The organism is Enterobacter cloacae complex sp. P13B, assembly GCF_014895915.1.
Lineage (GTDB): Bacteria > Pseudomonadota > Gammaproteobacteria > Enterobacterales > Enterobacteriaceae > Enterobacter > Enterobacter bugandensis.
Genome location: NZ_JADBQN010000007.1, coordinates 1 through 25,806 on the forward strand (window position 1 = coordinate 1; position 25,806 = coordinate 25,806).

The window sequence follows — 25,806 nt, forward strand, 5'->3', positions numbered from 1 at the left end:
TTTCCGTTAATATAGCGGGAGGTCAGCAGGCTCTGCGTCGGGATGGTCACCGTGACCGGCTGGCCCAGCAGCTTACTGCGGTCAATGCGCGCGTCCGTGCCAAGCACGGTCAGCGTCAGCGCGAACGACTCGGACATCGCCTCGCGGCCCGTCAGTTTCCAGAACAGAAGCCCCTCCACCGGGAGCTGAACGGTAATTCGGTTGAGCATAATCTTTATTCCATTTAGCTTATGCGATGCAAAAAAGCGGGTCGCATCTCTGATAAAGCATCATTCAAGAAAGGGGCTTTTCCCGCTCGTTCATCCAAAAAACAAGAGAGTAGATTTTCAGTGACTCTGATGTGACAAATAGCCCTACATTCAACCAGACGTTTGAAATTCCAAACACGCTTACTAAAAGAGGGAAAAATGAGACTGAACATCTGAATGAAATCAAACGAAATAATTCCTGAGCAAGAGCAAATTTGACTGCACCGTTCTTTCGTTTGAAGAATAACCAGGCCGAAGCAAACAAAGAGAGTAGTAAAAGTAAGTCAAGCACAAAAAAAAGCATGACCAAAATGCTGAAACCATCACCTGCAAAATAATTCAACGAAGCACTAAATGCTTTTGCGTCAGAAAGAAAGGGGATTCTGTTGTGGCGTACTGAATTCGCGCAATAAAGTAAAATTGCGAGAAGATCCATACTTCCCCAGAAATACCCTGATTTACTCTTTAAATGAGCAGCATTTTGTTTATGCACGTAATTAACACTGACAAAAATGGAATTCCGCATCTTCGCTTCAGCTAACTCTCCGGGGTCGGAGACAAATGGGCCTGTCGTTTTTCACTGACGGTGGTCAATTAAGACCACCGCTACTGACCCAACTGAGCTTTCAATCCTAAAGCGATTTTGTACATAAAGAGAAGAGACGATCTTCGAACACCTTTGGAATAAGTCTCTGGCCTTGAAGATCGTGCATTACTAAGGATTCACCAGCCAGGTGCCCGGCTTGCTGATATCCAGCGTCTGGCTGCGCGTTCTCCCGTTGCCCTGCAGTTCAATCTTTGTCTCACCGGCTGGCAGCTTGAGCGAGGCATAGCCGTTGGTCGCCGGACGCAGCGCTTTTGGTTCGCCGTTCACTTTCAGCGTTTCACCGTCCTGGATACGGATATAAACCAGCGCGACCGGGCTGGCGTCGGCAGGCGGTGGCGTCTGCTGTGCCGTCGCCGGTTCGCTCACCGTCGCCGTTTCTGGCATTACCTCTGGCGCGTTCGCGGCAGTTTCTGTCGGACGCGTCTCTGACGGAGCCTGGGCAGCCTGCTCAGGCGCATCATTCCCACCGCTGAACAGCATCGCCCCGGCGACAACGCCCACCAGCACGCCCGCGGCAACCATGCCCGGGATCTTATAGCGACGCCAGTCGAGCACCGAAGCTGGCTTCTCTTCCTCAACCGGAACCAGCATGGTGCCGGTCTTTTTGGCGGTGAGCACGTCGTTGATCCCGGCGACCGGCATCTCAATCAGCGCCGCGAATTCGTCGATAGACTGCGGACGGTCCTCCATGTGCAGCGCCAGCGCGCGGTCGATGGCCTGCAGCAGCGGGATGGAGTAGCCCTGCGGCATGATTTCCACCAGCGGCTTACAGGTATCCTGGATGGAGCGCACCACGCTGACCGGCGGCGGAGAACCCACAATCAGGGTACGCAGCACCGCGCCGAGGGCGTAAATATCCGTCCACGGCCCCTGCTCGCTCTCGTTGTCGTCGGTGTACTGCTCAATCGGCGCAAAGCCGGGGCGCAGCATGGTTTCCGTTTCGTCGGAGAGGTTACCGATGGTGCGGCGCGCGGAGCCGAAATCGAGCAGCACCGGCAGGCCGTTATCCTGGATCTGAATATTGTCCAGAGAGATGTCGCGGTGCAGATAGCCTTCGTCGTGGATGGTCTTGATCGCGCCGAACAGCATCGGCAGCGTGCGGCGGATCCAGGCCTCGTTGATCAGCTCCGGTTTTTCTTCGCGCAGGCGTGAAAGCGTGGTGCCGCTATAAAAAAGCGTCCCCATGTAAGCCGTGTCGTTTTGCACCCAGAAACGCAGGACGTGCAGCAGGTTCGGGTGGTTAAAACGCGCCAGCAGACGCGCTTCCTGAATAAAGCTGTTCAGGCCCGCGGAAAATGCTTTGCCAAAGCGCTCGCTGCGCAGCACCAGAGTCATGTCGTCGCCGCGCACGGCGAGCGAGGAAGGCATAAATTCTTTGATAGCGATAGTGCGTTCGAGCTGGTGATCCCACGCGCGATAGACAATGCCAAAACCGCCGCCGCCGATCACCTCTTTGATTTCAAACTCGTTGAAGCGGTACCCGACCGGGAGCGCGTTTGGGACAGTCCGATTGTTATCATTATCCGTCATCTTTTACAGTTCTCTTGATGATTATTACGCGGCAAACTGACAGTGAAACTCGCCCTGCTCGCAGGTGACATGCAGGCGTCGGAACTGCTCGTCGCTGCGGCTGGCGGTAAGTAAGATCTGGCTCATCTGAGGCAGCAGGGTGTTAGTCAGAATAGCATCCACCATGCGGCCACCGGACTCCACCTCGGTGCAGCGCTGAACAATCTGTTCCACCACGCTGTCGTCAAACTCAGAAATAATGCTGTGATTCTCTTCCAGACGACGCTGAATGCGCTTGAGCTGCAGGCGCACAATCTGCCCGAGCATCTCGTCGCTGAGCGGGTAGTACGGCACCACCAGCAGGCGGCCCAGCAGCGCCGGCGGGAATACTTCCAGCAGCGGCTGGCGCAGCGCGCCGCTTAACGCGTCAGGCTCCGGCATCAGCTCCGGATCGGCGCACATGGCGCTTATCAGCTCGGTGCCCACGTTGGACGTCAGAATGATAATGGTGTTACGGAAATCAATGTGGCGCCCCTCGCCGTCCTCCATCCAGCCTTTATCGAATACCTGGAAGAAGATCTCATGGACGTCCGGGTGCGCTTTTTCAATTTCGTCCAGCAGCACCACGCTGTAAGGGCGACGGCGCACGGCCTCGGTTAACACGCCGCCTTCACCATACCCTACGTATCCCGGAGGCGCACCTTTTAAGGTGGAAACGGTGTGCGCTTCCTGGAACTCGCTCATGTTGATGGTGATGACGTTCTGCTCGCCGCCGTAAAGGGATTCCGCCAGCGCCAGCGCGGTTTCGGTTTTCCCGACGCCGGACGGGCCGCACAGCATAAAGACGCCCACTGGTTTGTTCGGATCGTCGAGCTTCGCCCGCGAGGTTTTCACGCGGCGGGCAATGAGATCCAGCCCGTGACGCTGGCCGATAACGCGCTGGTTCAGCGTATCGGCAAGGTTCAGCACCGCGTCAATCTCGTTTTTCACCATCCGGCCCAGCGGGATCCCGGTCCAGTCAGAGACGACTGCGGCGACCACGTTTTCATCTACCGCCGCAAAAAGCAGCGGCTCGTCACCCTGTAAGGCGTTCAGCGCCTGCTGCTGCTCCGCCAGCTGGCTGCGCAGCTCGGCGGTCTCTTCCTCGCCCGCCGCAAACAGCGCGGCGCGCAGGCGGATAATCTCCTGCACCAGGCCGCGCTCTTCTTCCCAGCGCCGGGACAGGGCTTCGCGTTTTGTTTCATACGCGTCGCGCTCTGTGATTAATGCCGTTACGCGGTCGGCCTCACCGGCGCCGACGCGCGCTTCGCGTTCAGCAATTTCAATTTCCACGTCCAGCGCGGCAAGATGGCGCAGGCAGTCTTCCAGCTGCGCCGGCGGCGCGCTCTGGCTGACCGCCACGCGGGCGCAGGCGGTGTCGAGCAGCGCAACGGCTTTATCCGGCAGCTGGCGCGCCGGAATGTAGCGATGGGACAGCTTCACCGCCGCGCTGACCGCTTCGTCGAGCAGCAGGACCTGGTGGTGCGTCTCCAGCGGCGACACGGTGCTGCGCAGCATCAGAATCGCTTTCGCTTCGTCCGGCTCGTGAACCTGTACGGTCTGGAAACGACGGGTCAGCGCCGGGTCTTTCTCAATGTACTTTTTGTATTCCGCCCAGGTGGTGGCGCCGATGGTGCGCAGCTGACCGCGCGCCAGGGCCGGCTTCAGCAGGTTCGCCGCATCGCCGGTCCCCTGCTGGCCGCCTGCACCAATCAGGGTGTGGATCTCATCGATAAACAGAATAATCGGCGTGGCGCTGGACTGGACTTCATTAATGAGCGCCTGCAGACGGGCTTCAAACTCGCCTTTCATGCCCGCGCCTGCCTGCAGCATGCCGATATCCAGCAGCCACAGCTGAATATTTTGCAGCGGCTCCGGCACGTCGCCGTCGGCGATACGCAGCGCCAGCCCTTCAACGACTGCGGTTTTGCCGACCCCGGCCTCCCCGGTCAGCAGCGGGTTGTTCTGGCGGCGACGCATCAGGATATCGACCATCTGGCGGATCTCCTCGTCGCGCCCGACAACCGGGTCAATCTTCCCGTCGCGGGCGCGGGCGGTCAGGTCCTGGCCATACTGGGCCAGCGTCCCCTGCGCAGCCGGTACCATACCCGCCGGTGCATCGACGGCGGCAGCGGCCTGCTGCGTCTCTTTGCTGTTGGCGCAAATAGCGTCGAACTGCTCGATCAGCACTTCGACGTTAAGGCGGGTGAACTGCGACGAGATGCTTTTCAGCACGTTGGCCAGATTCCAGGTCTTGAGGATGCCAATCAGCAAATGGCCGCCGCGAATGCGGCTGACGCCAAACTTCAGCGAGCCGAAGACCCAGGCGCGCTCCACGGCGCTGTCGATATGTTCGGAGAGATCGGAAACGGAACTTGCGCCGCGCGGCAGAGCGTCCAGCGCCGCCACGATATCGCGCGTTAGCTGCTGTTCGTCGAGGGCAAAGTGGCGGATGACCTGCTGCAGATCGCCATCCTGCTGCTGCATCAGCTGATGCAGCCAGTGCACCAGCTCAACGTAGGGGTTGCCGCGCAGCTTGCAGAAGGCAGTCGCGCTTTCCAGAGAGGTAAATAACAGCGTATCCAGTTTGCCGAAAAGCACGGCACGGCTAATTTCTGACATGTTCGGTTCCGTTGATAACAATGCGTTAGAAAAATTTATCGCTCTGCGCGATACACCAGATCGCCACGCGGGACAGGCTGCGGCTGATGCCCCAGCCAGGTGTTAAAGCCTAATCGCCCATCGCTGCCGAGCGTGGTGCCCTGCACCGCGTCTTCACGCAGGATCACCCGTGTTTCCCATTCAAACTCAATTCCCGCGTACTGGCGCACCCAGTCGCGCAGCTCGGTGACCCACGCTTCGCCCGGCAGAAAGCGGTTGTACTCCTCCGCGCTCAGCGGGCCAATCTCGATACGAAACTTATGCTGCACGTCGCGGACGGCGACGCCGAGAAAAGCGGATTCCCCCATGCGCGGCATGCGGCGTCCTGCTCCCAGTTGCGCCTGCTCGCGGGTGGAGAGCGGCATCCACTGCGGCACGTTGCTCACCAGCTTAACCGGCGCTTTAAAATAGCTGCGCAGGATCTTCTCCAGCCCTTCCGGATCCCGCCCGTGGCGGGTCAGGTGCCCGGCGTGGGTAAAGCGGGCATGGGCGCTCAGGCTGCCCTTGTTCATCTGACCCGGCTGCCCCATGCCGATCAGTGACGCCAGGTAGCCCTCAAAGCGCTTATTGTCGGCGCGATCGAGGGAAACGGCAGGCTGCGCATCCGCCCAGGCGCGGTAAAACAGCAGCGCCAGACGATGATGGAACAGATCGGCAAACGCGCTGAGGCTGGTGTCCTGATGATGATGAATCCGCTCGCGGGCGTACTCGGTCATATGCACCGGCAGCGGGCCGTTCGGGCCAAACAGGCCAAAGCTGAGGATCGACACCTCATGCAGCCCGCTTTCTTCACGCTGTCGCACCTGGGCCAGCGTCGACGGCGCAAAGCTCATTGAGGGCTGCTGGCCAATGCGCAGCGGCTCAAATTTCGGCAGCGGCGCGCGTCCCAGCGGGTAGCGCTCGCCGCCCTGGGCATCAATGCGCCTTAACAGCTGAAACAGATCGTAGCGCCAGGGCGTCTCGCGGACCCCGTGCCAGAACGTATCCGGCAGCTTCGTCAGGCGATGCACGCGCAGCGGTGCGGTGGCAGCGTCACTCATACCAGCGCCCTTTTACCCATGCGCGGCGCCCAGTAGCCTATCTCGCCGCGCTGCTGACTCTTCAGGGTGAACTCGGTGAAGCTGTTGATGGAGACCAGACGGGCAAAAAGGCGCTCCATCACGCTGCCGAAAAGCCACGGGCTGGCGCCGGAAAACGCCCGCTCGTCCACCGTCAGGGTGATGCCAATTCCGCGGGCGAAAACGACCGGGCCGGGTTCAGGCACGCGGCGGTGTACCGGCTCCAGCACGCAGTGGCGAACCCCCTCCACCTGACGTGCAACCGGCGTTTCGGCCAGGTTGGCATACAGACCTAACAGCTGGCGCAGCGCCGCTGCCCCCTCTTCATTTTCGCTGTCCATCAGGCTGAGGTAGTTCATCTGCAGCTGGCTGATGAGCCGCCAGGTGCTGAACCCTTCCGCCAGCGCCGGACGCGGCGGCGTCGGGCCTTTGCGCAGGGTTAACCCCTTCACCGGCATGGAGTCGGCCATAATGAACTGCCCGAGCTCCTGCTGGAGCATCAGCGGCAGGTCGCGGCTGGTACAGAGCACCTCGGCAGAGATGTAGCGCAGGTTTTCCTGCCACGGGGCATGCTGTTCATCCACCAGCGAGACAAAGACCTCCGAGCCGATATAGCCGGTACGGGTGCCGTAACGCAGGGCGTGTTCGGAGAGCACGCGCTGTTCCCGGCGCAGGGAAAAATAGGCCCCGTAGTTGCCCGCGTCGCCGCTCCAGGTGCTCCAGAACGGACGAAACGTCTGGTCGTCGCGCTGGCCGTCGGCGCTGCCAAAAATTTTATTTACCGCATAAATTTCGTAGTCCAGCGGGCGGATGTTATCGACCACCAGATGGTATTCATGCTGGCCTTCATTCAGCTTCTGCCGGGCCGCCACTTTCGGGAACAGGTTGATGACCGGCGTGCAGTGCAGCGCCAGATGGCTGGCGTCGACCACGCGCTCCAGCTGTTCATCCGACTTATCCAGCAGAATGAAGATATCGAAGGCTTTTTCGTTTTCGCAGCGCTGGATAAGCGTGCTCAGACCGCTCAGGCTGATAAAGCGGAAGCGGGCCGGAAACGCAAAATACTCCTGCAGCAGACGGTAGCCGTCAAAGTTGCGCAGATCGTCCGGGAGGAGCGCCTGGTCCGGCGCAAAGCCCTCCTGACGCAGCGCATCCGTTGCCAGCAGCTGTCGCTGCGGCTGAGGGCTGACCGTCTGGCAGACGATCCCGGCGCGGTGCTCCATCACCAGCTCCAGCAGCTTCAGCGCCTCAATGTCCGGGCCGCTAAGGAAAAACTCCAGCCGGTCAAAATTCAGGTGCCCAAGGTTTTGCGGGCCGTCGCAGGCAATGCGGATCCGCAAGGCGCTGTTGATCCCCCGCTGGCTTAAGCCGAGCTGCGCCAGCGGCAGGTCAGCGGGCACGCCGCCGAGCTCCACTTTGTCGATTTTCAGCGGCAGCAGATTGACCTCGTGCGCGGTGGTATAGCTGCAGGTTACGCCGGTCTTTTTCAGCGCCAGGCTGTCCATCATGGTGCCGCGCGGCACAATAAAGCCGTTGCTCAGATCGCCGCGGCTGCTGTCGGGCTCAATTTCCGCAATCGCCATTGAAGGGGTGGGCGCGAGGTAGTTCGGCGCGATCATCTCCAGCAGACGCTGGGAGAAACGCGGAAACTCCGCGTCCATTTTCATCTGCACGCGGGAGGTCAGAAACGCGAAACCTTCCATCAGGCGTTCGGTGTACGGGTCCGCCACTTCGATGCCGCGCATGCCCAACCGCCCGGCGACCTTCGGATAGCGTTCGGCAAACTCGGCCCCCATTTCGCGCAGGTAGGCCAGCTCACGGTTGTAATATTCGAGCAGTTTACTTTCCATGATTACCCCGCATCTTTCAGTTCAAAATGGCCGTTTTCCAGATCGACATCGGTACGAAACAGAAACTCCAGCGGGTACGGCACACACCATAAGCGCCCTTTGATCTCAATAGAGAGCACGTTATGCAGATCCAGCGAGGAGGTATCCGACACGCAGCGGACCTGCAGCCCCTGCGGCAAAATGCGCGGTTCAAAATTGATGATGGCCTCGGTGAGCTTGCGCTGAATGTCGTGCCATTCGATATCCGACATTCTCTTCCCGGCCAGCGGCGCGACGCCGAAGTTAACCACCGAGCGGCTCACGTGCGGCAAGGCGCTCAAATCCCCGGAGGCATCGTGGTTGATGGTGTTAAACAGCCACTGCAGATCCCGCAGCACGTTACGACGCAGCGCTGCGTGGGTGATCAGGTTGCTGTTAGCCGGCTCGCGTTTTTTTTCCGGATCGTTATCGGTGAGGCGATCGAGCAGCGAGGGCTGCATTTTGTCACGCGCCCCCACCTTCTCCTGCCTGCTGCGGGCTTGCCAGCCGCTGCGCAGCAGATCGCCTTCGCCAGCGGGATTACTCATCGTCTCCATCCATCGCAAACGACACGAGGCTTAACGACAGCAACGGGCTTTCGCTTTGCTCGCTGAGCCAGGCTTTCTGGCCCATCCCTTCGTACAGGGTGCCGTCCTCATCGAGCGGCTGCCACTCGGTAGTGCGGCCCAGTTTGATCGCATCCGACGCATCGGCAGCAAACGGGTAACGCGCCGGGATCTGACATACCTGCTCCGTACCGTCGGTCAGGCGCACCAGCGCGTGACGCCAGACCAGATCGGTCACGCTGGCAGGCGCCTGGAAACGGATCTCGGCGATAGCGTTAAACGGCAGCCAGAAATAGCGGCCGTTCACGATGGTTTCGCACACCGGGCCGAGACGGGCATCGCCGTCCATCAGCCAGTCAAACGGCTGAGCCTCATCGTTTTCGAGGGTGATGTGGCCGGGAGTGGCCTGCGCCTGGTCAAGCGCTTCAAGGCGCAGCGACCGGGCACGCTCGCCCTCCACGCGGAGCGCCGCGGCCAGGGTGGCCAGCCACGGCCACTGAGTTTCAGGCATGGCCGGACGCGCCTGCCCCGCCATCACCTGTGCGCGCTGCAGCTCACCCTGAATGGACTGCTCCAGCAGCGTGACGGTGGGTTTCGCCTGCGGCTTCAGCGCCAGCCAGCTTTTCAGCTGGGTCAGCGCGCGCGTCCCGTTGCCGCTGAGGATTAAAAACTGCACGAACGCGGCGCGGAGGTCTGCATCTGCCGGACGGGCTTTGATCTCCGCTTCAAGACGCGCCAGCGCGTCGTTGAGCGTTTCACCCGCCAGGTGTTGATAGAGCGTATTCATAGCCATTCCTTAATTCGCCGCGCGCCAGGCGCCCACTGCCGGATCGCGCAGCTGAGGACGCAGGGTATCAATCAGAACGATATTCAGCGGGGTGCCTGGGGCAACCCAGGCGCTCCAGGTTTTCTTCACCGCCGCAATACGCGCCTGCAGTTTTGCATCGTCGCTGGCGGTCTCGCGGGAAATTTCTACCGCTACCGTGCCGTTGCTTTTCCAGCTGTTCAGGGTGCTGTCGTAAGGCAGGATCATCCAGCTCTGATCGCTGTCTGGCGTGCTGAATACCATGCGCTCTTTATTGACGGAGGTGATCAGCGCATTTTCCGGATCGGCGCTCTGATTCAGCCCCATCACCGGGAAGCCGTGAATGTACGTCACCGCCATCTCTTTCTGCCCGCCGTTGCGGGACTGCGACACGACGGTGTGACCGCTCAGCCAGCTGCCGTTACCGCAGCGGGTGGTGTCAGAATCCGGAATAAAGAGCGCCGGAGCGGACGCGCCGCCCTCCCAGAAGGTGCGCAGGTGGCAGCCGTCCTGCAGGGTAAACTCCTGCCACGGCGTGCGGTCGGCGGCAACGGTGCGGGAAGCCACGTTCTGATCGGGTGGCAGTAACGCGCCGCTGGCTGGGGTTGCGGTGACGGCAGGCGCAGCCTGCTGCTGTTTCACCACCAGCGCCCACTCCTGCGCTTTAGCTGCCGTGCCCTGCGCCAGCGTCGTCCCCTCGGGATCGTTGAGCGTCCAGCTGAGTTTATTCACTTTGCTGCACTGGTGTTCCAGCAGCGAGCCAAGACGCGGCACAAAGTTTTCCAGCACGGAGACGTCTTTCTTGCCGTTCGCCACAATGCGCAGCGCCACCTCAGGCTTACACCAGCTCTGCGGGGTGTTGTCTTTGATGTTGTCGATCCAGATATCCAGCTTCTGCGCAGGAGACTGCACGATGCGGAAATTTTCAGCCTGCGCGGTGGAGGTCGCCGCCAGAAGTGCCAAACCCGATAGCCAAAGTTTCATATCGTTCCTTGTGTGTCTAATCAGTTCCGCAGGGAAGAAATTGTGCTGCATCAGAGAGGGTGTGCAGCAAAGTGGTGTCCTGAGGGTTGCCCATCCATACCGCCAGGGCGGTATAGTTATCCTGCGCATTCCCCTCCTGCTCGCCATTCTTTTGAATGATTTGGTTCATTAAGGTCAGCCACTCCTGCGGCGTATTGACCATGTGCAGCGACTGCTTCATTTGCTCTTCGCTGACGCCGTGCCAGAACCCGTCGGTGCAGAGTAAAAAGGCATCGCCGTCTTCTACCTGCACCACGTCGCTGTAGCTCGCTTCCGGTCCGCCGTTTTCAATTCCCAGCGCCAGATAAAGCAGGTTGCTGTTGAGATCGTCCGTCTGATGCCCGGCATCCTTCATCTGCTGCACCAGACTGTGGTCCGTGGTGACGTGCCACAGCCACCCCCTGCGAAACAGGTACAGGCGGCTGTCGCCGGCATGCGCCCAGTACGCCAGCCCGTAGTCCCGGTCAATAAACAGGCTGACCAGCGTCGTGCCCATCCGGCGATAGTCCTGAACGGCCTGCTGTTCGCTCAAGATGGTGCGATTCGCCGTCTGCACGTAGTCGCGGATATGCTGCGCGTTGAGGTGCTTGTCGCCATCGAAGCGGGAGATAATGCTGTTACGGGCCAGTTCCGCGGCGACTTCACCACCGGGCAGACCCGCGATGCCGTCGCAGACGACAAAGCAGGCCGAGCGTTCCCCTATGGTTTCTCCCGTCTGATCCTGGTTGCTGGCGCGCGTCCCCTGGCGGGAGAGAGAAGCGGTTGCGATATTCATTTGTCTTCCGATCCGCTCTGTGAGTCTTTGTACTGATTCACCTCCATGTCATACGCATGAAGGAAGGCTTCGCCGAACAGGGTGTGGAAGTCATCCTCAATCTCGCCCGCCGTCTCGCCATAGCTACGAACAAAATAGTCCCACAGGGCGGCTTTGCGGCTGCCCGGCAGCGCCAGACGCGAGGTCATGCCGTTCTGCTTCGCCTGCTCCTCCAGCTGTTCCGGGTTAAAGGACTGCAGCATCGCGGCGATGATGGCGCGGATACCGGAGATCATCCCCAGCTGGTGCGCCTGCAGGTCGATCAGCGCATCGCGCACCGATTTGGTAGGCGGCATAAAGCCCGGCATCGGGGTGCCGAACATCTGAATTAAGACGGTTTTCCCGGTCGGCAACAGCTTGAACGGGTTGTTGGCATCGTCCAGCACCATGGTCATATCGGCTTTTACGCCGCGTTTCAGGATGGAGCGCGACGAGAGCAGCGCCACGGTGCCCTGCGAGAACATGCCGAGAATCTGCCCCAACTGACGCATATTTTCCCGGTCAAACTGCGGAACAGGCTGCATTTCGCTCAGGCCCATACCTTCAAGCAGCGCCTGCAGCAGCTCGCCCTGCAGCACTTCACCCTTCTCGCCATTATTCGGGCTGGCGGTTGGGGATGCCGCGTTATTGACCGGGTCGATGCGCAGGCGCCCCTTCGGTGCCTGAGCGCTGCTGCGCGCAACGGCCTGCGGCGTAGGCATGGTGAAGCCTGCGTAATCCGGCCGCGCCGGTTCTTCTTCACGCGGCGTTTCCTGCGGCTCTGGGGCGAACAGCGGAGAATCGGCAAGCACGTCCTCTTCCTGCTCCGGTTCAGGCGTTGGTGCTGGCTTTTCGTCTGCAATATCATCCGGGTGGGTTAACGGTGCTCCGCCCATCAGCCCGAGCGGGTCATCATTGCGCGCGGCTGGCGCGCTGGCCTTTCCACCGAACAGCGCCAGCGGGTCAAGCTCGTCCGCCGCGTCTTCTTTAGGGGCGGGTTGCCCCTCAACCGGCGGCACCAGCGTGGAAGGCGTCACGTCGTCAAAAATGCTCTCTTTTTTGAACAGCGCTTCGTCGCTGAACAGCGTGTCCGGGTCGACGTTCTTGCGCTCAAGCGTTGGATCGCTGTCGTTGAAAATCGCCAACGGATCTTCGGCATTACGCTCCGGCGCGGCGGGCTGGGAGAAGGGATCCTGTGAGGCCGCAGGCTGCGGCTTTGCGCGGTTGCTGGAGATGCTGTCGGAGATGGAGAACTCCTGCATCAGGCTGTCCCAGATTTCGGAAGGCACGGCGGTCGGTTCCGCCTTCCCGCGTGGCGCGGGGTTAGCAGGCTTCGCTTGCGCTACGGGCGCAGCGGGTGCAGCTGTCGGACGCGCCTGCTGCTGCATGCTGGCCGCCATACGGCTCACCGGCTGCGTGTCGTGGATCAGTTCGGTCACTTCGATACGGTAGTCATCAATACCGAGAATGTCGCCATCCTGCAGTTCAACCTGACGTCCGCGCTCCAGCGGAATATCGTTTAATACCACGCGGGTGACGCTGCCACGGTTGGTGACGCGGCATTCGCCCTGAGCGTCAACGTGGACAATGGCCTGCAGACGCGAGATGGTGCGGTCATTGTCCGGCAATACCAGATTGTTATCCGTACCGCGCCCAATGGTGCCGCCCGGGGCGTAAAAATCACAGCTGCTTTGCGGCGGCTGATGACCGGGTTTCGTAGAAATAATCGTGAATCGCATGGCGTATTCCTGCTGGTATGATTAGCGCTCAAACGCTGCCGCTCTCGGGGCGAGAACGGCGGCGTTTGGGGCCGCTTCCACTGCTTCTATTTTGCGGTTTTGAGCGGACGAATCGCGTCGCTGTTGGCGATTAAGCTGCACTTTAAAACCTGATATTGACCCGGTTCAGTACCGCCTATCTTCTCTTTCAGAGAAGAAACAATGATCTGGTCAGCTTTTTCAAAATTTTCAGCAGGGAGATTGCTTGCTTCCAGCCAGGCGGCCGCGCTGGCCTCTGCATCATCTTTCAGACTTTTACTGTCCGCGATCTTACTGATGCAACGGTTTTGCACCCAATTTTCAAAGATTTGTTGCTGAGTAAAAGCGCTGACGGCAGGCAGATTTTGGGCATAAACAGCAGAGGCATTGATAGCCAATACCAGCAGTAATAAACGTTTCATTTCAGGCTCCAGAAGGTGGCGTTGGTCGGAATAAACGAACCATTACCCGGTGAGCCGAGGAAATGGCAATCATCAGAGCAAATATTTCCATTCCAGAGTGTGACATGACCGGTTGCGTCGCTCCAGCCGTGCCCGGTAAAGATGATAATGCCTTGCTTGCCAGCAAATTGCGCAGGCGTTGGGGAAGAGACCGACATATCTGCATTGCCCAGTACCGTGGGTAGAAATGCAATCATATCTTTAACGCGGAACATATAGCGCTTTTTGTCGTTCCCGGTCACTGTCGCATATTTACTGTTAGAAGGAATCGGAATGCCACAGTAATTTAAAACGTAACTCATACGAATTGGGCAGGCATTTTTAAAAATACCGGCGTCGATATTATGCTGAACTTTTCCACCCAATAATTTGCCAACCTGTTCTACATTTACGTTCACTTCTCTGAATCTGTTCCAGGCGGCACCAAAAGCAGGACGCATATGAGACATCTCGTTTCTCCTTGATAAGAAGCTCAGGGTAAAGTGAGCCCTTTCGGGCCCACTATTATTATGCTTCTTTGTTTTCTTTGATATTCCAGCCAGCGCTGCTTTCAGCACCTTTACCACCCGACGTGGTCTGCTCCCAGTACTGCTGTTTCACTTTCGCAGCCTGGAATGCATAGGTCACACCCACGGTGTCGCCGTTGTCTGCACCGGTGTACTGAACGGAAGTCACCAGCACATCTTCCAGCGTAATGCGGGAGTATTCCACCTGCTGACCGCCCGCTTTACAGACGGACAGCTCAACCTTAGTCAGGTGTTTACCGCTGGCGCAGTGTTTCAGGATAGCGGTGGTGGATTTGTCGATCAGCGCGTTAACGTGCAGGTCGTTAAAGTTAACTTTACCGGCACCGCCGCCACCGCCAACGCTCATATTACCTGGCTGGGAAGCGCCCCAGGAGAAGGAGGTAATATCAGTCCAGCCGGTGTGGTTAGAATCTTTAGATTCGCCCGTAACACCCTCGACCTTCAGAAACATATCAATAGCCATAATATCTACTCTTCGTGGATGAACAATATTGCTTTCGAAAAAGCACTTATATGGCAAACAGGAAAGCATGGGGCTGAATAAAACCGTCCATATTTTACCTCTGCCTCATATCAAATGACCCGTGTCATTTGACAGTCTTACATTCCTCCGAAATAACGGAATGAATGTGAAGTCATTATTACCGTTCCAGCCGTCTTTCTTGCCGGCCCGTGCAAGATGTTGCTCTTACGCGTCTTTCGTCTTCAGCGACGGCAGTTTAGAAACCAGACGCAGAGAAACGGTCAGACCTTCCAGCTGGTAGTGTGGACGCAGGAAGAACTTCGCGGCGTAGTAGCCCGGGTTGTCTTCGATTTCCTGCACCTGCACTTCCGCAGCCGCCAGCGGTTTGCGGGACTTGGTTTCCTGGGAGGAGTTAGCCGGGTCACCGTCGACGTAGTTCATCACCCAGTCGTTCAGCCAGCGCTCCATCTCTTCGCGCTCCCGGAAGGAGCCGATTTTGTCTCGCACGATGCACTTCAGGTAGTGGGCAAAGCGGCAGCAGGCAAACAGGTACGGCAGACGAGACGCCAGGCGCGCGTTGGCGGTGGCATCCGGATCGTGATACTCGGCCGGTTTTTGCAGAGACTGCGCGCCGATGAAGGCGGCAAAGTCGGAGTTTTTACGGTGAACCAGCGGCATAAAGCCGTTTTTCGCCAGTTCGGCTTCGCGACGATCGCTGATGGCGATCTCTGTTGGGCACTTCATGTCCACGCCGCCGTCATCACTCGGGAAGGTATGGCACGGCAGGTTTTCCACCGCCCCGCCGGACTCCACGCCGCGAATCGAGGTGCACCAGCCGTACTCTTTAAAGGAGCGGTTGATGTTGGCGGCCATCGCATAGGCCGCGTTCGCCCACGAGTAGCTGTTGTGGTTTGCGCCGTCGGTCTGCTCTTCAAAGTCAAAGCTGTCCACCGGGTTAGTGCGAATGCCGTACGGCAGGCGCGACAGGAAGCGCGGCATCACCAGCCCCAGATAGCGGGCGTCTTCGGATTCACGCAGTGAACGCCAGGCGGCGTATTCGGTGTTCTGGAAGATCTTGGTCAGATCGCGCGGGTTGGCCAGCTCCTGCCAGGACTCCATCTGCATCACGCCCGGCGCGGTGCCGGTAATGAACGGACAGTGCGCCGCAGAGCCGATGCGCGCCATTTCGCCCAGCAGCTCAACGTCCTGCGGGCTGTGGTCGAAGTAATAGTCGCCGACAATGCAGCCAAACGGCTCGCCGCCGAACTGACCGTACTCCTGCTCGTAGATTTTCTTGAAGATCGGGCTCTGGTCCCAGCCCACGCCCTTGTAGCGCTTCAGGGTGCGGCCCAGCTCCTGCTTGGAGATGCTCATAAAGCGGATCTTCAGCATCTCGTCAGTTTCGGTATTGTTGACCAGGTAGCTCAGGCCGCGCCAGGCGCTCTCCAGCTTCTGAAACTCTTCGTGGTGAATAATCTGGTTCACCTGCTGCGAGAGCTGCTCGTCGATACCGGCAATCAGGTTCTGAATGGTGCGGTAGGTGTCGTTCGAGAAGGTGACGGTATTTTCCAGCGCCTGCTGCGCCAGGGTCTTGACCGCACTCTCCACAGCGGAACGCGCCTGATCGGTTTTCGGGCGGAACTCTTTGTTCAGCAGCGCGCTGAACTCATCCTGGCTGAACGCCTGGCCCGCCTGCTGATCGTGTTGTTGAGTCTGGTTGCTCATCGATTATTCCTCGCTACCTTTCGCACTTTCGTCATTTTTTGGCATCTGGCTCAGGGATTTGAGCAGCGTCGGATCCTGGAGAATTTTTGCAATCAGCTCTTCTGCACCGTTTTTGCCGTCCATGTAGGTCAGCAGGTTAGAGAGCTGCGTGCGCGCCTCCAGCAGCTTGTTCAGCGGCTCAACTTTGCGGGCCACCGCGTCCGGCAGGAAGTCGTCCATGCTGTCGAAGGTCAGATCGACGTTGAGCTTACCTTCGCCGGTCAGGGTGTTATCTACCTGGAACGCCACGCGCGGCTTCAGTGCCTTCATGCGTTCATCGAAGTTATCGATGTCGATTTCCAGGAATTTACGCTCGTCGACGGCTGGCAGGTTTTCCACCGGCTTGCCAACCAGATCGGCCATAACGCCCATCACAAACGGCAGCTGAATTTTGCGTTCTGCACCGTAGATCTCTACGTCGTATTCGATCTGCACGCGGGGAGCACGGTTGCGTGCGATGAATTTCTGTCCACTGTTACTCATTGCCATGATGTTCTCCATCAAAGATGCGCGGTGAAGGTGAAACGGCAGACTCCATGCCTGTCGTCATAATGCCAGGACGCGTCATTCGCGGCGTCCAAAGATGTTTTCCAGTTGGTTAACGCCGTCTGGCGCCAGGTCGCGAATAATGTCCATAAAGTTAAGTTCTGACAGCCGCTGCACCCGTTCAATCATCAGCGGCGCGGGGTGGCTCGGTTCGTACTGCGCGAAATACTGCTTCGCTTTTTCCAGCATTAGCTGCGCGTCGGCGCGGCTGGTAACCTGCACGCTGCGCCAGTCGGTGACCGGCTGAACGGGCTGCGCTGCCGCAGGCTGCGGCTCAGCGTGCTGTTCAGCCTGCGCTTCACGGTTCGGCAGCAGCTTGCTGATGTCGGTCACCTGACACGCGCTGGCGACCAGCCCCACGGTTTTCAACAGCTGTTCCATTTCCGGTACGCCGCTTTCACCGAGATGCCCGGTGAGCAGCTCGCGGATGGCCAGCAGCCGTTCGTTAATCACAATGACCGCTGCGGTCCCCGGCTGGTCGCCGCGGGCCAGTTCGTCAATCAGCCTCGGGCGACCGCCGGGATAGTCCGGACACTCGGTTTTACTGCCGTCCAGCAGCGCCTGGGCGTCACGAAGCGAAATTTCATCGCCGTTTGAACGCAGCAGCGAGGCGTTACGTACCGCGACGGTGAGCTCGGATTTATCGCTCAGCCCTGCCAGAGCGTTAATGCGATAGAACGGGTCGGTTTCGCCATACTCTTCCAGCAGCGGATAGAGCGGCTCCCAGTAGCGCGCGATCGCCTCCTGCACCAGCAACAGCCCGTCCGCGTAGCCCGCAAGACCGCGACGGCGGGTCCAGGCGTGGGTTAACGCCAGCATCACGCGAAGATCTTTGGTGCGGCTCAGCAGGCTGGTAGCGAATTTTTCTACCGTGTTCCAGTCCGCAGGCTCTGCCGGGATGATGGTATCGCCAAACTGCTGTTCCGCTTTGCCCTGACTGGCCTGGTTCATCGCCTGGAAGTCAGCGTCATATTCCAGATTGTCGCCACAGGGCTTGTCGGGACTTATTGGCGCGAGAAATTCTTCGATATTCATGAGATCCCTGCTTATTCAAACATAGGCGGATAGAGACCGTGACGCCCCGGGCGGGCGCCCCCTGCCGGGTCGAACAGCAGGGTAAAAAGCTGGCCGGTGAAGTTGCCGCTGTGAACGTGGGTGTACAGCGGGTAACCGTCGCAGCGGTTGGTCCACCAGTAGCTGGTCTGACGCAGCGGGTCAAAGCACTCTGCCGCCTGCGGCCAGCCCAGCGTGCTTTGGCCGTCCTCGTCGTAGCCAATGACGTCGAGGATGTCAGAGCGCTTCTGCGGCTCGACGGGCTGCGGCGCCGGAATGGACATCAGCATCTCATCCAGCTGCGAGGCGGAAAAGCTGTTACGCACCGCGTGCAGCCCCAGACGACCAATTTGCTGATACCAGCTCTCCGCCTGGCTGAGCAGGCTGGTCGACCACTCTGACGGGGCGAAGCTCAGCTGAATGCAGACCGGGTACTGTCGGCCAACGCTGTCGCGGCCGGGCAGCAGGCAGCCCATCTGGATCATCTGGCTGCCCAGCATCGGCGGGACGACGAAATTCCAGACCGGAGCTTTGGTGAACTGGCGCTCGCCGCTGCGCTGCTCTTCCTGCTGCCAGGCCAGCAGGCCAACCTGAAACCAGTGCGACCACTGGCGCTGTAAGGTGTCAGGAAAGCGACGCTGCAGGAAATCTCCGGCGCTGGGTAATTTGCCATACCAGCTGTAGCGGTTCATCGCAGGGGTATTCGTCATACGGCTGTCCTTGCGGTTATGGGCATGAAAAACGGGGAAGCTGGAACGGGTTGCGGATGCTGTTCGGCGCAAACTCCAGCGTGACCTGATGTCCGTCGACGTTGAAGGTGGCCTGACGGCTCAGGCTTCCCGCGCCCGGGCTGGTGCTCGCTTTGTCAAAAAAGCGGTTTAGCGCCCAGGAGCCGTTGGTCACAAGCGTCGCGGTGCTGCCGTTAGCCAGACCCAGCTGCATACGGACCTGGTTGGTGCCGCCCGGCCCCGGCCAGTTCATGATCTGCACCGCCTGCGGACCGTGGCTGTAACGCAGCAGCTGGCCGTCGACATCCAGCGTCAGGTTCAGAATGGTGTTATCCATTCGCACGGTGCGAACCGTCACCTTGAAGGACGGCGTGGTTGCGCCGTTAGCAAAGAAGGCGTCGCGAATCGACTGGGCCTGCTGGAACGGTCTCAGCAGCCCTTCGCTGCCCGGCAGGGTTTTACCGTCGATACCCGGCATAAAGCGCCAGTTTGCCTGCGTCGTATCCACTTTGCTGGTCAGGTTGTCGCGAAAGAAGGTATCCATCAGCCCGGTGCCCGGCGCGAACATGCGGGCGAGATCGTCCGGAGTGACCTCAGTGCTGGCGCTGCGCACCAGCGGGTAGCGACCGGCGATCGCCTGACGGCAGAAACCGCCGACTTCAACGTTGATCCGCTTACGCACGTTTTCCAGATCGCGGCGCTGGGTATCGCTGCTGGCCCCCACCGCCATGTTGCTGAACATGGTTTGCAATCCGCCCGGCAGTCGACCGGCGCTGGCCTGCAGACGGCTGATCGCCTCGCCGCCCGGCGCCGGCATGCCGCTGTTGGCAGCGTCCTGCACGGCGGTCAGGTAACGATAAAGCTCATCCACCTGCTTAAGAAAATCATCAAAGACGATGGTCTTGCCACCCTTTTCCAGCGGCTGGGCCAGCTCAATCATCGGCGCGTAGTGGTCCGTCACCAGCTGCTCCGGCGCCTGAGTAATCGCGGCGGCCTGCGTCGGGGCATTGTCATTATTGCTGAACAGCGCTTCCAGCGTGCGGGTGGCGCGGTTGCTCTGCGCCTGCGCTTTACCGGCATCTTCCGGTGCAGGGGTATCCCGGGAGAGCGTCAGCACCTGGCTCAGGTTCTGCACCAGACGGCGCAGGGGAGAGTTTGCGCCAGAGAGCAGGCGCGCAGTGTTGATGCGCTGGGAGAGATCGGCGCTGTTGTTAAGCTGGATGTCGGCGAGAAAGCGATCCCAGTTCGCGATAAAGTCGCGCATGTAGAGCTGGCGTACGGCGTTATCGATCTGCTGTTTATCTTCCTGCGCGGTCGCGGCGCCCAGCACCCAGGCGTCGTCTTCATGCAGAGCGGTCGTTACGCTGTCAATCTGGCTGTTAAAGCTTTTCCAGTAACCGTCCGGGGTATAAAGACCCGGCACCCCTTCGCTCACCGGCTTACCGCTTTTGCGGGAAAACACCAGCTCGCTCTGTGGCCCGCCCAGGTCGGAAAGGGAGACCGGTTTGAGGTTGTCGTCATGTTCCAGCAGGCGCTTCAGGCGACCGTAGACGCGGGTTGAAAGCGGCTGCTGGTTGATCAGCGCTCTTTCACGCGCCACCAGGGATTCGTCCTGCGCGTACGGCGAGGCCTGAATTTTCGGCTCCAGCAGCTGGGTGAGATGCCATTCGAGCTGCTGCAGCTGCGCCTTCGTGACGTTTTGCGGCAGGTTGCGCTGCAGGTTGAGCATCACCCAGGAGTGCAGGAATTTGCCGTCGTAGTGCTTCGGCTGATAGAGCATCTGATAGGCTTTCAGCGCCTCGTAGCTGTACTCCACGTCGCTGCCGTTATCGTTGCGCAGCCAGGTGGTGATGTGCATAGCAACGGCGGGCAACAGCAGCTGATCCAGCGCCTTCTGGTACAGGGACTGCGAAGCATCGCTGACGTCATCCCCACGGTAAAGCCCCATGCGGCGGGAGACTGGCGGATCGTTGACATCAAACGCGTCGCTTTTCGGCAGGTCCACCAGGCCATTCAGCAATGGCAGCAGATCGAACAGGTCACGCTGCGGCTGGTTCTGCAACGCTTTGCTCTGCTGGTCCAGCAGCGGCACCTTCGCATCCACCTCTTCCAGATAGGCCTTGTTTTTAGCATAGCTGGTCAGCCACAGCCCGCCGAGGATCGCCAGCAGGGCCAGCAGCGCCACGTAGCCGGACCAGATCACCGCCCGGTTGCGCAGTTCCCACCAGCGGTTTTCCCCGGCGATCCCGGCTTCCTGGAAAATAACGTTTTGCAGCAGGTTCTTGATGAAGAAACTCTGGCCCTTCGCGCCCGGTATTGGGGCTTCTTTACTGACCGAATCCCAGTTATCGCGCTCTGCCCCTTCCGGCAGGGAGAGCGCGCGGTTCAGTTCGCCCATTACGCGGTCAAACGGCATGCCTTCCTGCGTCCCGCTGGCGAAGTAGATCCCGCGCGGTGAGAACTCAGTTTCGAAGTTGGAGCGCGCAAAGACCGTGCTCAGGTAGTCCGCCAGCAGCGGACGCAGCGCGGCGAACTCCTGCGGGAAGAGATACGCTTCGGCGCGGGTTTTCGCGTCATGCTCTTTGAGCATGGTTTCCGGCAGCCCGGCATCAAGACGCTGCTGTAACAGAGAAAATTCCTGCTGGAAGTTGCCCATCAGGTCGTAATCGGCGTGTTTGGTCTGCTCCCACGGCAGCGTGAAGCCCCAGATCTGGTCGCGCTGCGCTTTATCGTAGTCGGCAAACCAGGCGCGGAAGCCTTTGAGAAGGTCGGCCTTGGTCACCATCACGTACACCGGGAAGCGGATACCCAGCTGTTCATGCAGCTCAGACAGGCGCTGGCGCAGGTTCACCGCCTGCTGGCGGGACGCCTCGGCAGACTGGGTCAGCAGGTCCGAAATGCTGATCGTGACGATGACGCCGTTGATCGGCTGGCGGCGACGGTACTTGCGCAGTAACCCCATGAACTGCAGCCACTCACCGGCATCCTGCGCCTGCTCGCTCTCCTGGGTGGTATAGCGACCCGCGGTGTCCAGCAGCACGGCCTCGTTGGTGAACCACCAGTCGCAGTTGCGCGTGCCGCCAATACCGCGCAGCGCGGTCTTACCAAAACGGTCGGCCAGCGGGAACTGCAGCCCGGAGTTCACCAGCGCCGTGGTTTTACCGGAGCCCGGCGCGCCGATAATGACGTACCACGGCAGTTGATAGAGATATTGCGTGCTGAAGCGCTGGGTCCACTGGGCGCCCTGGCCCGCTTTGCTGAAGTGCGCTTTTTTAAGCATCTGCGCGGCTTCATCAAAACGGCTGGCGAGGATCTGCTCCTCACTGTTCAGGCGCTGCTGCGGATCCGCCGCCTCCGGGCTGGTGGTGTTCTCGTTGAGCTTGTCCATCAGCTTGCGGTTCAGCCAGGCGTTATAAAGGCGCGGCAGAATATGGCCCTGCGCCCACAGCAGGTAGACCACGGCGATACTGATGATGCGGTTCTGTTCGGATTCGAGCGGTCGGGTGTCCACGATGGACAACAGCGGGCCAATCATCCAGATCACCGCCGCCAGCGCCGTTACGCCGAGGAAGCTCCACAGAATGCGGTTGGTCAGAATGGAAAGAAGTGTAGTCAGCATCCTTAGTTTCCTTGCGGCAATCCGTTCAGCTCGGCCTGGGTGTTTTCAGGCGACACCAGCAGAGTAATTTCCACACGGCGGTTACGGGCGCGGTTTTCCGGCGTCGTGTTCGGCGCCACCGGGTTAATCTCGCCCCGCCCTTCCGCCTTCACGCGGCCAGGCTGAGAGAGGCTTCCCTGCAGCATTTTCTGTACGGAGCGCGCGCGTTCCAGTGAGAGCTCGTAGTTAGAGGCAAAGCGCGCGCTGCGGATCGGCACGTTATCGCTGTAGCCCACCACCAGAATTTTGCCGCTGACGTTGTTCATCGCCTGCGCAATGCGGTTGATGACCGGTTCATAGCGGTCGCGCACGACGGTCGAGGCGGAGGCAAACAGCCCGTCGCCCTTCAGGATCACGACGCTGCGATCTGCCTGGTCTTTTACCGCCACCAGGCCCGCCTCAATTTCAGGCTTCAGGAAGCCGCGCAGGTTAAGCACCGCGGGCAGCTGACGCGCCGGCTGCTGGATGGTGGTTTCCGGCAGTTGGGACTGATAAATCTTCGCCAGCACCGGGTTGGTGTTGTCGCCAAGGCGCCAGTTAAGCACGATGTAAAACAGGCAGGCGATAAACCCGGCCAGCGCCACGCAGGCCCACAGGGGAACCATCGGCCGCCAGAGCTTGCGCAGCACCGGACGATCTTCCGGATGGGGAGAAAGCGGCGGCGGATAGCTGCCGCGCACGCCGCGTATCATCTGCCACAGCCGCTGCTTGATGGTTTCAAGCTGGGTGCGGCCATTGTCCAGCACCCGATAGCGCCCCTCGAAGCCGAGCAGCAGGCAGTAGTTGATCATCTCCAGCAGCAGGATATGCTCGCGCGGGTTCTGCGACAGGCGCGCCAGCAGCTGGAAGAACTTTTCGCCGCCCCAGGTTTCGTTATGGAACGTCACCAGCAGGCCATTGCTGGACCAGACGCCGCTGCTGCCCCAGGGAGTCAGCGCGGCGGCCTCGTCCAGCGCCGTGCACAGGCAGTAGCGCGCCCCGACGATCACTTCGTAGGGCAGCCCCGCCTGCTGACAGCGGACTTCAAAACGGCGAATCTCATCGATCAGGCGCTGGCGTAACGCCACCTGATCGTCATGTGATACCGAATGACGGATCTGCGGAATCGCGTTGAGCAGCGGATTGGCGGCCGCCACCAGCTGATTGTTGCTACTGGCTCCGGTAAACGCGGCATCACTGCCGCTATCCTGTCGTTCCTGCATATTAAGCGCTCGCTTTATTATTCTGTCGGGCTACGGATGGCCCAAAACTCCATATCCAGCCCCGGGAACTCCCCTGCAAGGTGCAGGGCGAATGCGCCGGACTTATCCATCTCGTGCCACAGCTCGCTGCCCTTCTCCAGCTCGAAGTAGCTGTAGCCGGCATGCCACGGGATCTGCGGCGGCGCGACCGGCATGGCGCGCAGCATAATGCCAGGCAGCTGCAGCTGAACCAGATCGCGAATTTTCGAGACCGGGGCAATTTTCATCTGCGCCGGGAAGTGGGTTTGCAGATGTTCGCCCGGCACGTTGGCTTTCACCGCCAGCACGAAGCCAAATTCGCGCACCATGCTGGTTTCAGGAACAGTGGCGATGTTCAAGCCATGCGAGCGCTCGTTAAGCGGCAGCTGAATGGCGTGGTCTTCCATCACCAGCGACAGGCCCTGGCGCAGCATCAGCATCAGCTTGCTGAAGCAGTTCGCCAGATCGTCGTGATCGTAGATCGGCAGCACGCTCTCGGTGGTGCGCTGCGACGTCCAGGTCGTGAGCTCGGTGGCAAACGGCAGCCAGCTGCGCCAGAGCGTTTCCGGGTGCAGCAGCGGCAGCGTTTTTAAATGTGAAACCTCGCCCAGATGACGGTTCACGAGCGAAAGCAGCGTAAATTCAATCAGTTCAGAGGTGTTAAAGCGGCCAGGCTGACGCAGGCGGCCGCCAATCTGCTGGCTGCGCTGCACCAGCAAACCGTGCAGATCGTTGATCATGCTGTAGATCTGCGGGCTGTTATTGGCGTTCAGCATCGGCGGGATGTAGCTGTTATCCAGCCGCACGTGGTTGTCGTTGCGTTTTTCAGTCACAAACGCCACGCCGATGGATGTCCATTCTGCCGTGAGGTCTTTTTCCAGCATCAGCGTCAGGCGCAGGCGGCCAAACTGGACGGTGGCATCCCCCACCGACATGGCGTTATCGTCCTCCACCTCCTGCTCAAACGCGACGAAGCGGGCCAGCGAGGCAGGCTCTTCGCTGAAAATCACCTCTTCCCGCTCGCCACGACGAACCGGCAGCGCGAGCACCACCTTTTCGTTGGTGAGATTGTCAGGAATTTTTAGCGGCGCGGGACCATTGCGTCCGTTGCGGACCTGGAAAAAGGTGCCGTCCGGCAGTAACCCGCTGCAGTAGCTCAGGGCAATGCATCCCTGGCGAAGCATCGCTTCGTCCAGTTCTACGTCGAGAAAGCCCCAGAGATAGGAACGCTGCAGCGCACCCCACTCACGAACATGGTTGAGCAGATAACTTTCAGTCCGCTGAAAATGGTGTGGACGCAGGAACATGCCTTCGGTCCAGACGACCTTTTCTGCTTTGGTCATGATGATGTGTTTCCTGTTGTGAAGCGCGTTACTGGCTGATGACCCGAATGCCGTTTACGTCGAGAAAAACGTTGGCCTGGAGTTCATCCGCGGACCATTTCCAGAACTGGTAGATATGATTTTCGCCTGGCACAGGCAGCGGGAGTGAAACGCGCCATTTTTTACCGTCCAGCTTCTGATACTCCGCCATCACGCCGATATAACGCGCCTCAGGATCGCTCTGACCGCTGAGGGTTTTGGACAGCTGTCCCGGCATCAGGAAGAAAACGTCGCTGTTCAGCAGATTCGCGCCAAGCGTTGCTGACGCGTTGTTCTGCAGGGAATAGAAGTCGCTGGACATGAAATCCGCATCGGATTTCAACAACAGCACCCGGACTTTAAGTGGCGCAGAATCATTGATTTGTGGATGAGCCTGAAACTGCAGATTGTAGCGGGAAGGGTCGCTGTGTGAAGACGACGTACAACCACTGACAAGGGCGAAAATCGCCGCGTAGAAGACTAACCACAGCCAATGAAACTTTTTATTATTCATAAAAATACGCCCACGAAAGCCGTTTAGTTCAGGATCCAGGTACCGTTAGCGCTGTCTTTGCAGGCTTTGCTGTTGCCATCCACATCGACGCAGGTCGCTTTTTTACGCACCTTAGGACGAATGGCCTGTTTGCGGACGGTGGCTTCGTACTGGTCGGCTTTGATAACGGCACGCATCGGGACGTAGCCAATCAGCTGGTCGTTCCCCTCATCGGCGAGCGCCATCCAGTAGTGTTCAACCTGCCCCAGCACTACATAGGTTTTTCCGGTTTCCAGCGTACGGATAACCTTTCCGCCAAAATCAGGACGGCTCATCAGGGAGGCCGGGTACATGGCACGATAAGGCTCGTTGAGCTGGGCGAATTCCGTTGGCGGCACCACGGCGTGACGGTGGGTCAGGGTGACACCGTTGACCTGGCTGGTCACGATCGTGTCGTCGGTGATTGCCGGTTTCTGTGGCGCTTTACAGCCCGCCACCGCCATTACAAACAGAAGTGAAAACAGTACGCGCATTTTCATATGCTTTTCCGTAGCGATATTTTGATGATGGAGATAAGGGGATGAAATTTGACTTAGGT

At 59.4% G+C, this 25,806-nt stretch carries 22 protein-coding genes and 1 pseudogene; all 23 read right to left on the minus strand.

The window, feature by feature from the left end:
* Nucleotides 1–209: pseudogene (locus IM273_RS04200) on the minus strand (phage late control D family protein); the annotation flags it as partial.
* Nucleotides 210–273: 64 nt separating this feature from the next.
* Nucleotides 274–774, minus strand: coding sequence for a hypothetical protein (locus tag IM273_RS04205; protein ID WP_193051694.1), 501 nt, complete (start codon nucleotides 772–774; stop codon nucleotides 274–276).
* A gap of 189 nt (nucleotides 775–963) precedes the next feature.
* Nucleotides 964–2,385: a serine/threonine-protein kinase gene (locus tag IM273_RS04210; RefSeq protein ID WP_193051695.1), complete on the minus strand. Its 1,422-nt coding sequence runs from the start codon at nucleotides 2,383–2,385 to the stop codon at nucleotides 964–966.
* Nucleotides 2,386–2,409: 24 nt separating this feature from the next.
* On the minus strand, nucleotides 2,410–5,025 hold the full coding sequence (gene tssH, locus IM273_RS04215; RefSeq protein WP_193051696.1) for a type VI secretion system ATPase TssH: 2,616 nt from the start codon (nucleotides 5,023–5,025) through the stop codon (nucleotides 2,410–2,412).
* A 35-nt stretch (nucleotides 5,026–5,060) separates the two neighbouring features.
* A complete protein-coding gene (gene tssG / locus IM273_RS04220) occupies nucleotides 5,061–6,104 on the minus strand; it encodes a type VI secretion system baseplate subunit TssG (protein ID WP_045630816.1) in 1,044 nt (347 codons plus the stop codon).
* Complete coding sequence (gene tssF, locus IM273_RS04225) at nucleotides 6,101–7,972, minus strand: type VI secretion system baseplate subunit TssF (RefSeq protein WP_193051697.1); 1,872 nt, start codon at nucleotides 7,970–7,972, stop codon at nucleotides 6,101–6,103. Before tssF ends, tssG begins: the two co-directional genes overlap by 4 nt.
* Nucleotides 7,973–7,974: 2 nt before the next feature.
* Complete coding sequence (gene tssE, locus IM273_RS04230; protein ID WP_028013485.1) at nucleotides 7,975–8,538, minus strand: type VI secretion system baseplate subunit TssE; 564 nt, start codon at nucleotides 8,536–8,538, stop codon at nucleotides 7,975–7,977.
* Nucleotides 8,531–9,343 (minus strand): type VI secretion system accessory protein TagJ, encoded by an 813-nt coding sequence (locus IM273_RS04235; protein WP_126326976.1) that lies wholly within the window; start codon nucleotides 9,341–9,343, stop codon nucleotides 8,531–8,533. Before IM273_RS04235 ends, tssE begins: the two co-directional genes overlap by 8 nt.
* Nucleotides 9,344–9,352: 9 nt before the next feature.
* A complete protein-coding gene (locus IM273_RS04240; RefSeq protein ID WP_048998706.1) occupies nucleotides 9,353–10,345 on the minus strand; it encodes a hypothetical protein in 993 nt (330 codons plus the stop codon).
* A gap of 16 nt (nucleotides 10,346–10,361) precedes the next feature.
* Entirely contained in the window at nucleotides 10,362–11,159 is a 798-nt protein-coding gene (locus IM273_RS04245) for a PP2C family serine/threonine-protein phosphatase (RefSeq protein WP_023336024.1), read from the minus strand.
* The gene (tagH, locus tag IM273_RS04250; protein ID WP_193051698.1) at nucleotides 11,156–12,916 is read right to left on the minus strand and encodes a type VI secretion system-associated FHA domain protein TagH; all 1,761 of its coding nucleotides are present in this window, start codon (nucleotides 12,914–12,916) and stop codon (nucleotides 11,156–11,158) included. The genes IM273_RS04245 and tagH overlap by 4 nt, the downstream gene beginning before the upstream one ends.
* An 86-nt stretch (nucleotides 12,917–13,002) precedes the next feature.
* The gene (locus tag IM273_RS04255) at nucleotides 13,003–13,356 is read right to left on the minus strand and encodes a T6SS amidase immunity protein Tai4 family protein (protein ID WP_047364888.1); all 354 of its coding nucleotides are present in this window, start codon (nucleotides 13,354–13,356) and stop codon (nucleotides 13,003–13,005) included.
* Nucleotides 13,353–13,844: a type VI secretion system amidase effector protein Tae4 gene (locus tag IM273_RS04260; protein ID WP_023330611.1), complete on the minus strand. Its 492-nt coding sequence runs from the start codon at nucleotides 13,842–13,844 to the stop codon at nucleotides 13,353–13,355. The genes IM273_RS04255 and IM273_RS04260 overlap by 4 nt, the downstream gene beginning before the upstream one ends.
* Nucleotides 13,845–13,902: 58 nt before the next feature.
* Nucleotides 13,903–14,385 carry a type VI secretion system tube protein Hcp gene (locus IM273_RS04265; RefSeq protein ID WP_008502640.1) on the minus strand — a complete coding sequence of 161 codons (483 nt, stop codon included), beginning with the start codon at nucleotides 14,383–14,385 and terminating at the stop codon, nucleotides 13,903–13,905.
* Nucleotides 14,386–14,610: 225 nt separating this feature from the next.
* Nucleotides 14,611–16,110, minus strand: a complete 1,500-nt coding sequence (gene tssC, locus IM273_RS04270) for a type VI secretion system contractile sheath large subunit (RefSeq protein ID WP_006810956.1) — start codon at nucleotides 16,108–16,110, stop codon at nucleotides 14,611–14,613.
* A gap of 3 nt (nucleotides 16,111–16,113) precedes the next feature.
* On the minus strand, nucleotides 16,114–16,638 hold the full coding sequence (gene tssB, locus IM273_RS04275; protein ID WP_022648413.1) for a type VI secretion system contractile sheath small subunit: 525 nt from the start codon (nucleotides 16,636–16,638) through the stop codon (nucleotides 16,114–16,116).
* 75 nt (nucleotides 16,639–16,713) lie between these two features.
* Nucleotides 16,714–17,730 carry a type VI secretion system protein TssA gene (tssA, locus tag IM273_RS04280; RefSeq protein WP_048956570.1) on the minus strand — a complete coding sequence of 339 codons (1,017 nt, stop codon included), beginning with the start codon at nucleotides 17,728–17,730 and terminating at the stop codon, nucleotides 16,714–16,716.
* Between the two features lie 11 nt (nucleotides 17,731–17,741).
* Nucleotides 17,742–18,458, minus strand: a complete 717-nt coding sequence (gene tagF / locus IM273_RS04285; RefSeq protein ID WP_028013492.1) for a type VI secretion system-associated protein TagF — start codon at nucleotides 18,456–18,458, stop codon at nucleotides 17,742–17,744.
* 16 nt (nucleotides 18,459–18,474) lie between these two features.
* Complete coding sequence (tssM, locus tag IM273_RS04290) at nucleotides 18,475–22,095, minus strand: type VI secretion system membrane subunit TssM (RefSeq protein ID WP_193051699.1); 3,621 nt, start codon at nucleotides 22,093–22,095, stop codon at nucleotides 18,475–18,477.
* A gap of 2 nt (nucleotides 22,096–22,097) precedes the next feature.
* Nucleotides 22,098–23,336 carry a DotU family type VI secretion system protein gene (locus IM273_RS04295; RefSeq protein ID WP_028013493.1) on the minus strand — a complete coding sequence of 413 codons (1,239 nt, stop codon included), beginning with the start codon at nucleotides 23,334–23,336 and terminating at the stop codon, nucleotides 22,098–22,100.
* Between the two features lie 17 nt (nucleotides 23,337–23,353).
* Nucleotides 23,354–24,697, minus strand: coding sequence for a type VI secretion system baseplate subunit TssK (gene tssK, locus IM273_RS04300; protein WP_041909533.1), 1,344 nt, complete (start codon nucleotides 24,695–24,697; stop codon nucleotides 23,354–23,356).
* Nucleotides 24,698–24,725: 28 nt separating this feature from the next.
* A complete protein-coding gene (gene tssJ, locus IM273_RS04305) occupies nucleotides 24,726–25,229 on the minus strand; it encodes a type VI secretion system lipoprotein TssJ (protein WP_193051700.1) in 504 nt (167 codons plus the stop codon).
* 23 nt (nucleotides 25,230–25,252) lie between these two features.
* Nucleotides 25,253–25,747: a hypothetical protein gene (locus IM273_RS04310; protein WP_048960692.1), complete on the minus strand. Its 495-nt coding sequence runs from the start codon at nucleotides 25,745–25,747 to the stop codon at nucleotides 25,253–25,255.
* Between the last annotated feature and the right edge of the window lie 59 nt (nucleotides 25,748–25,806).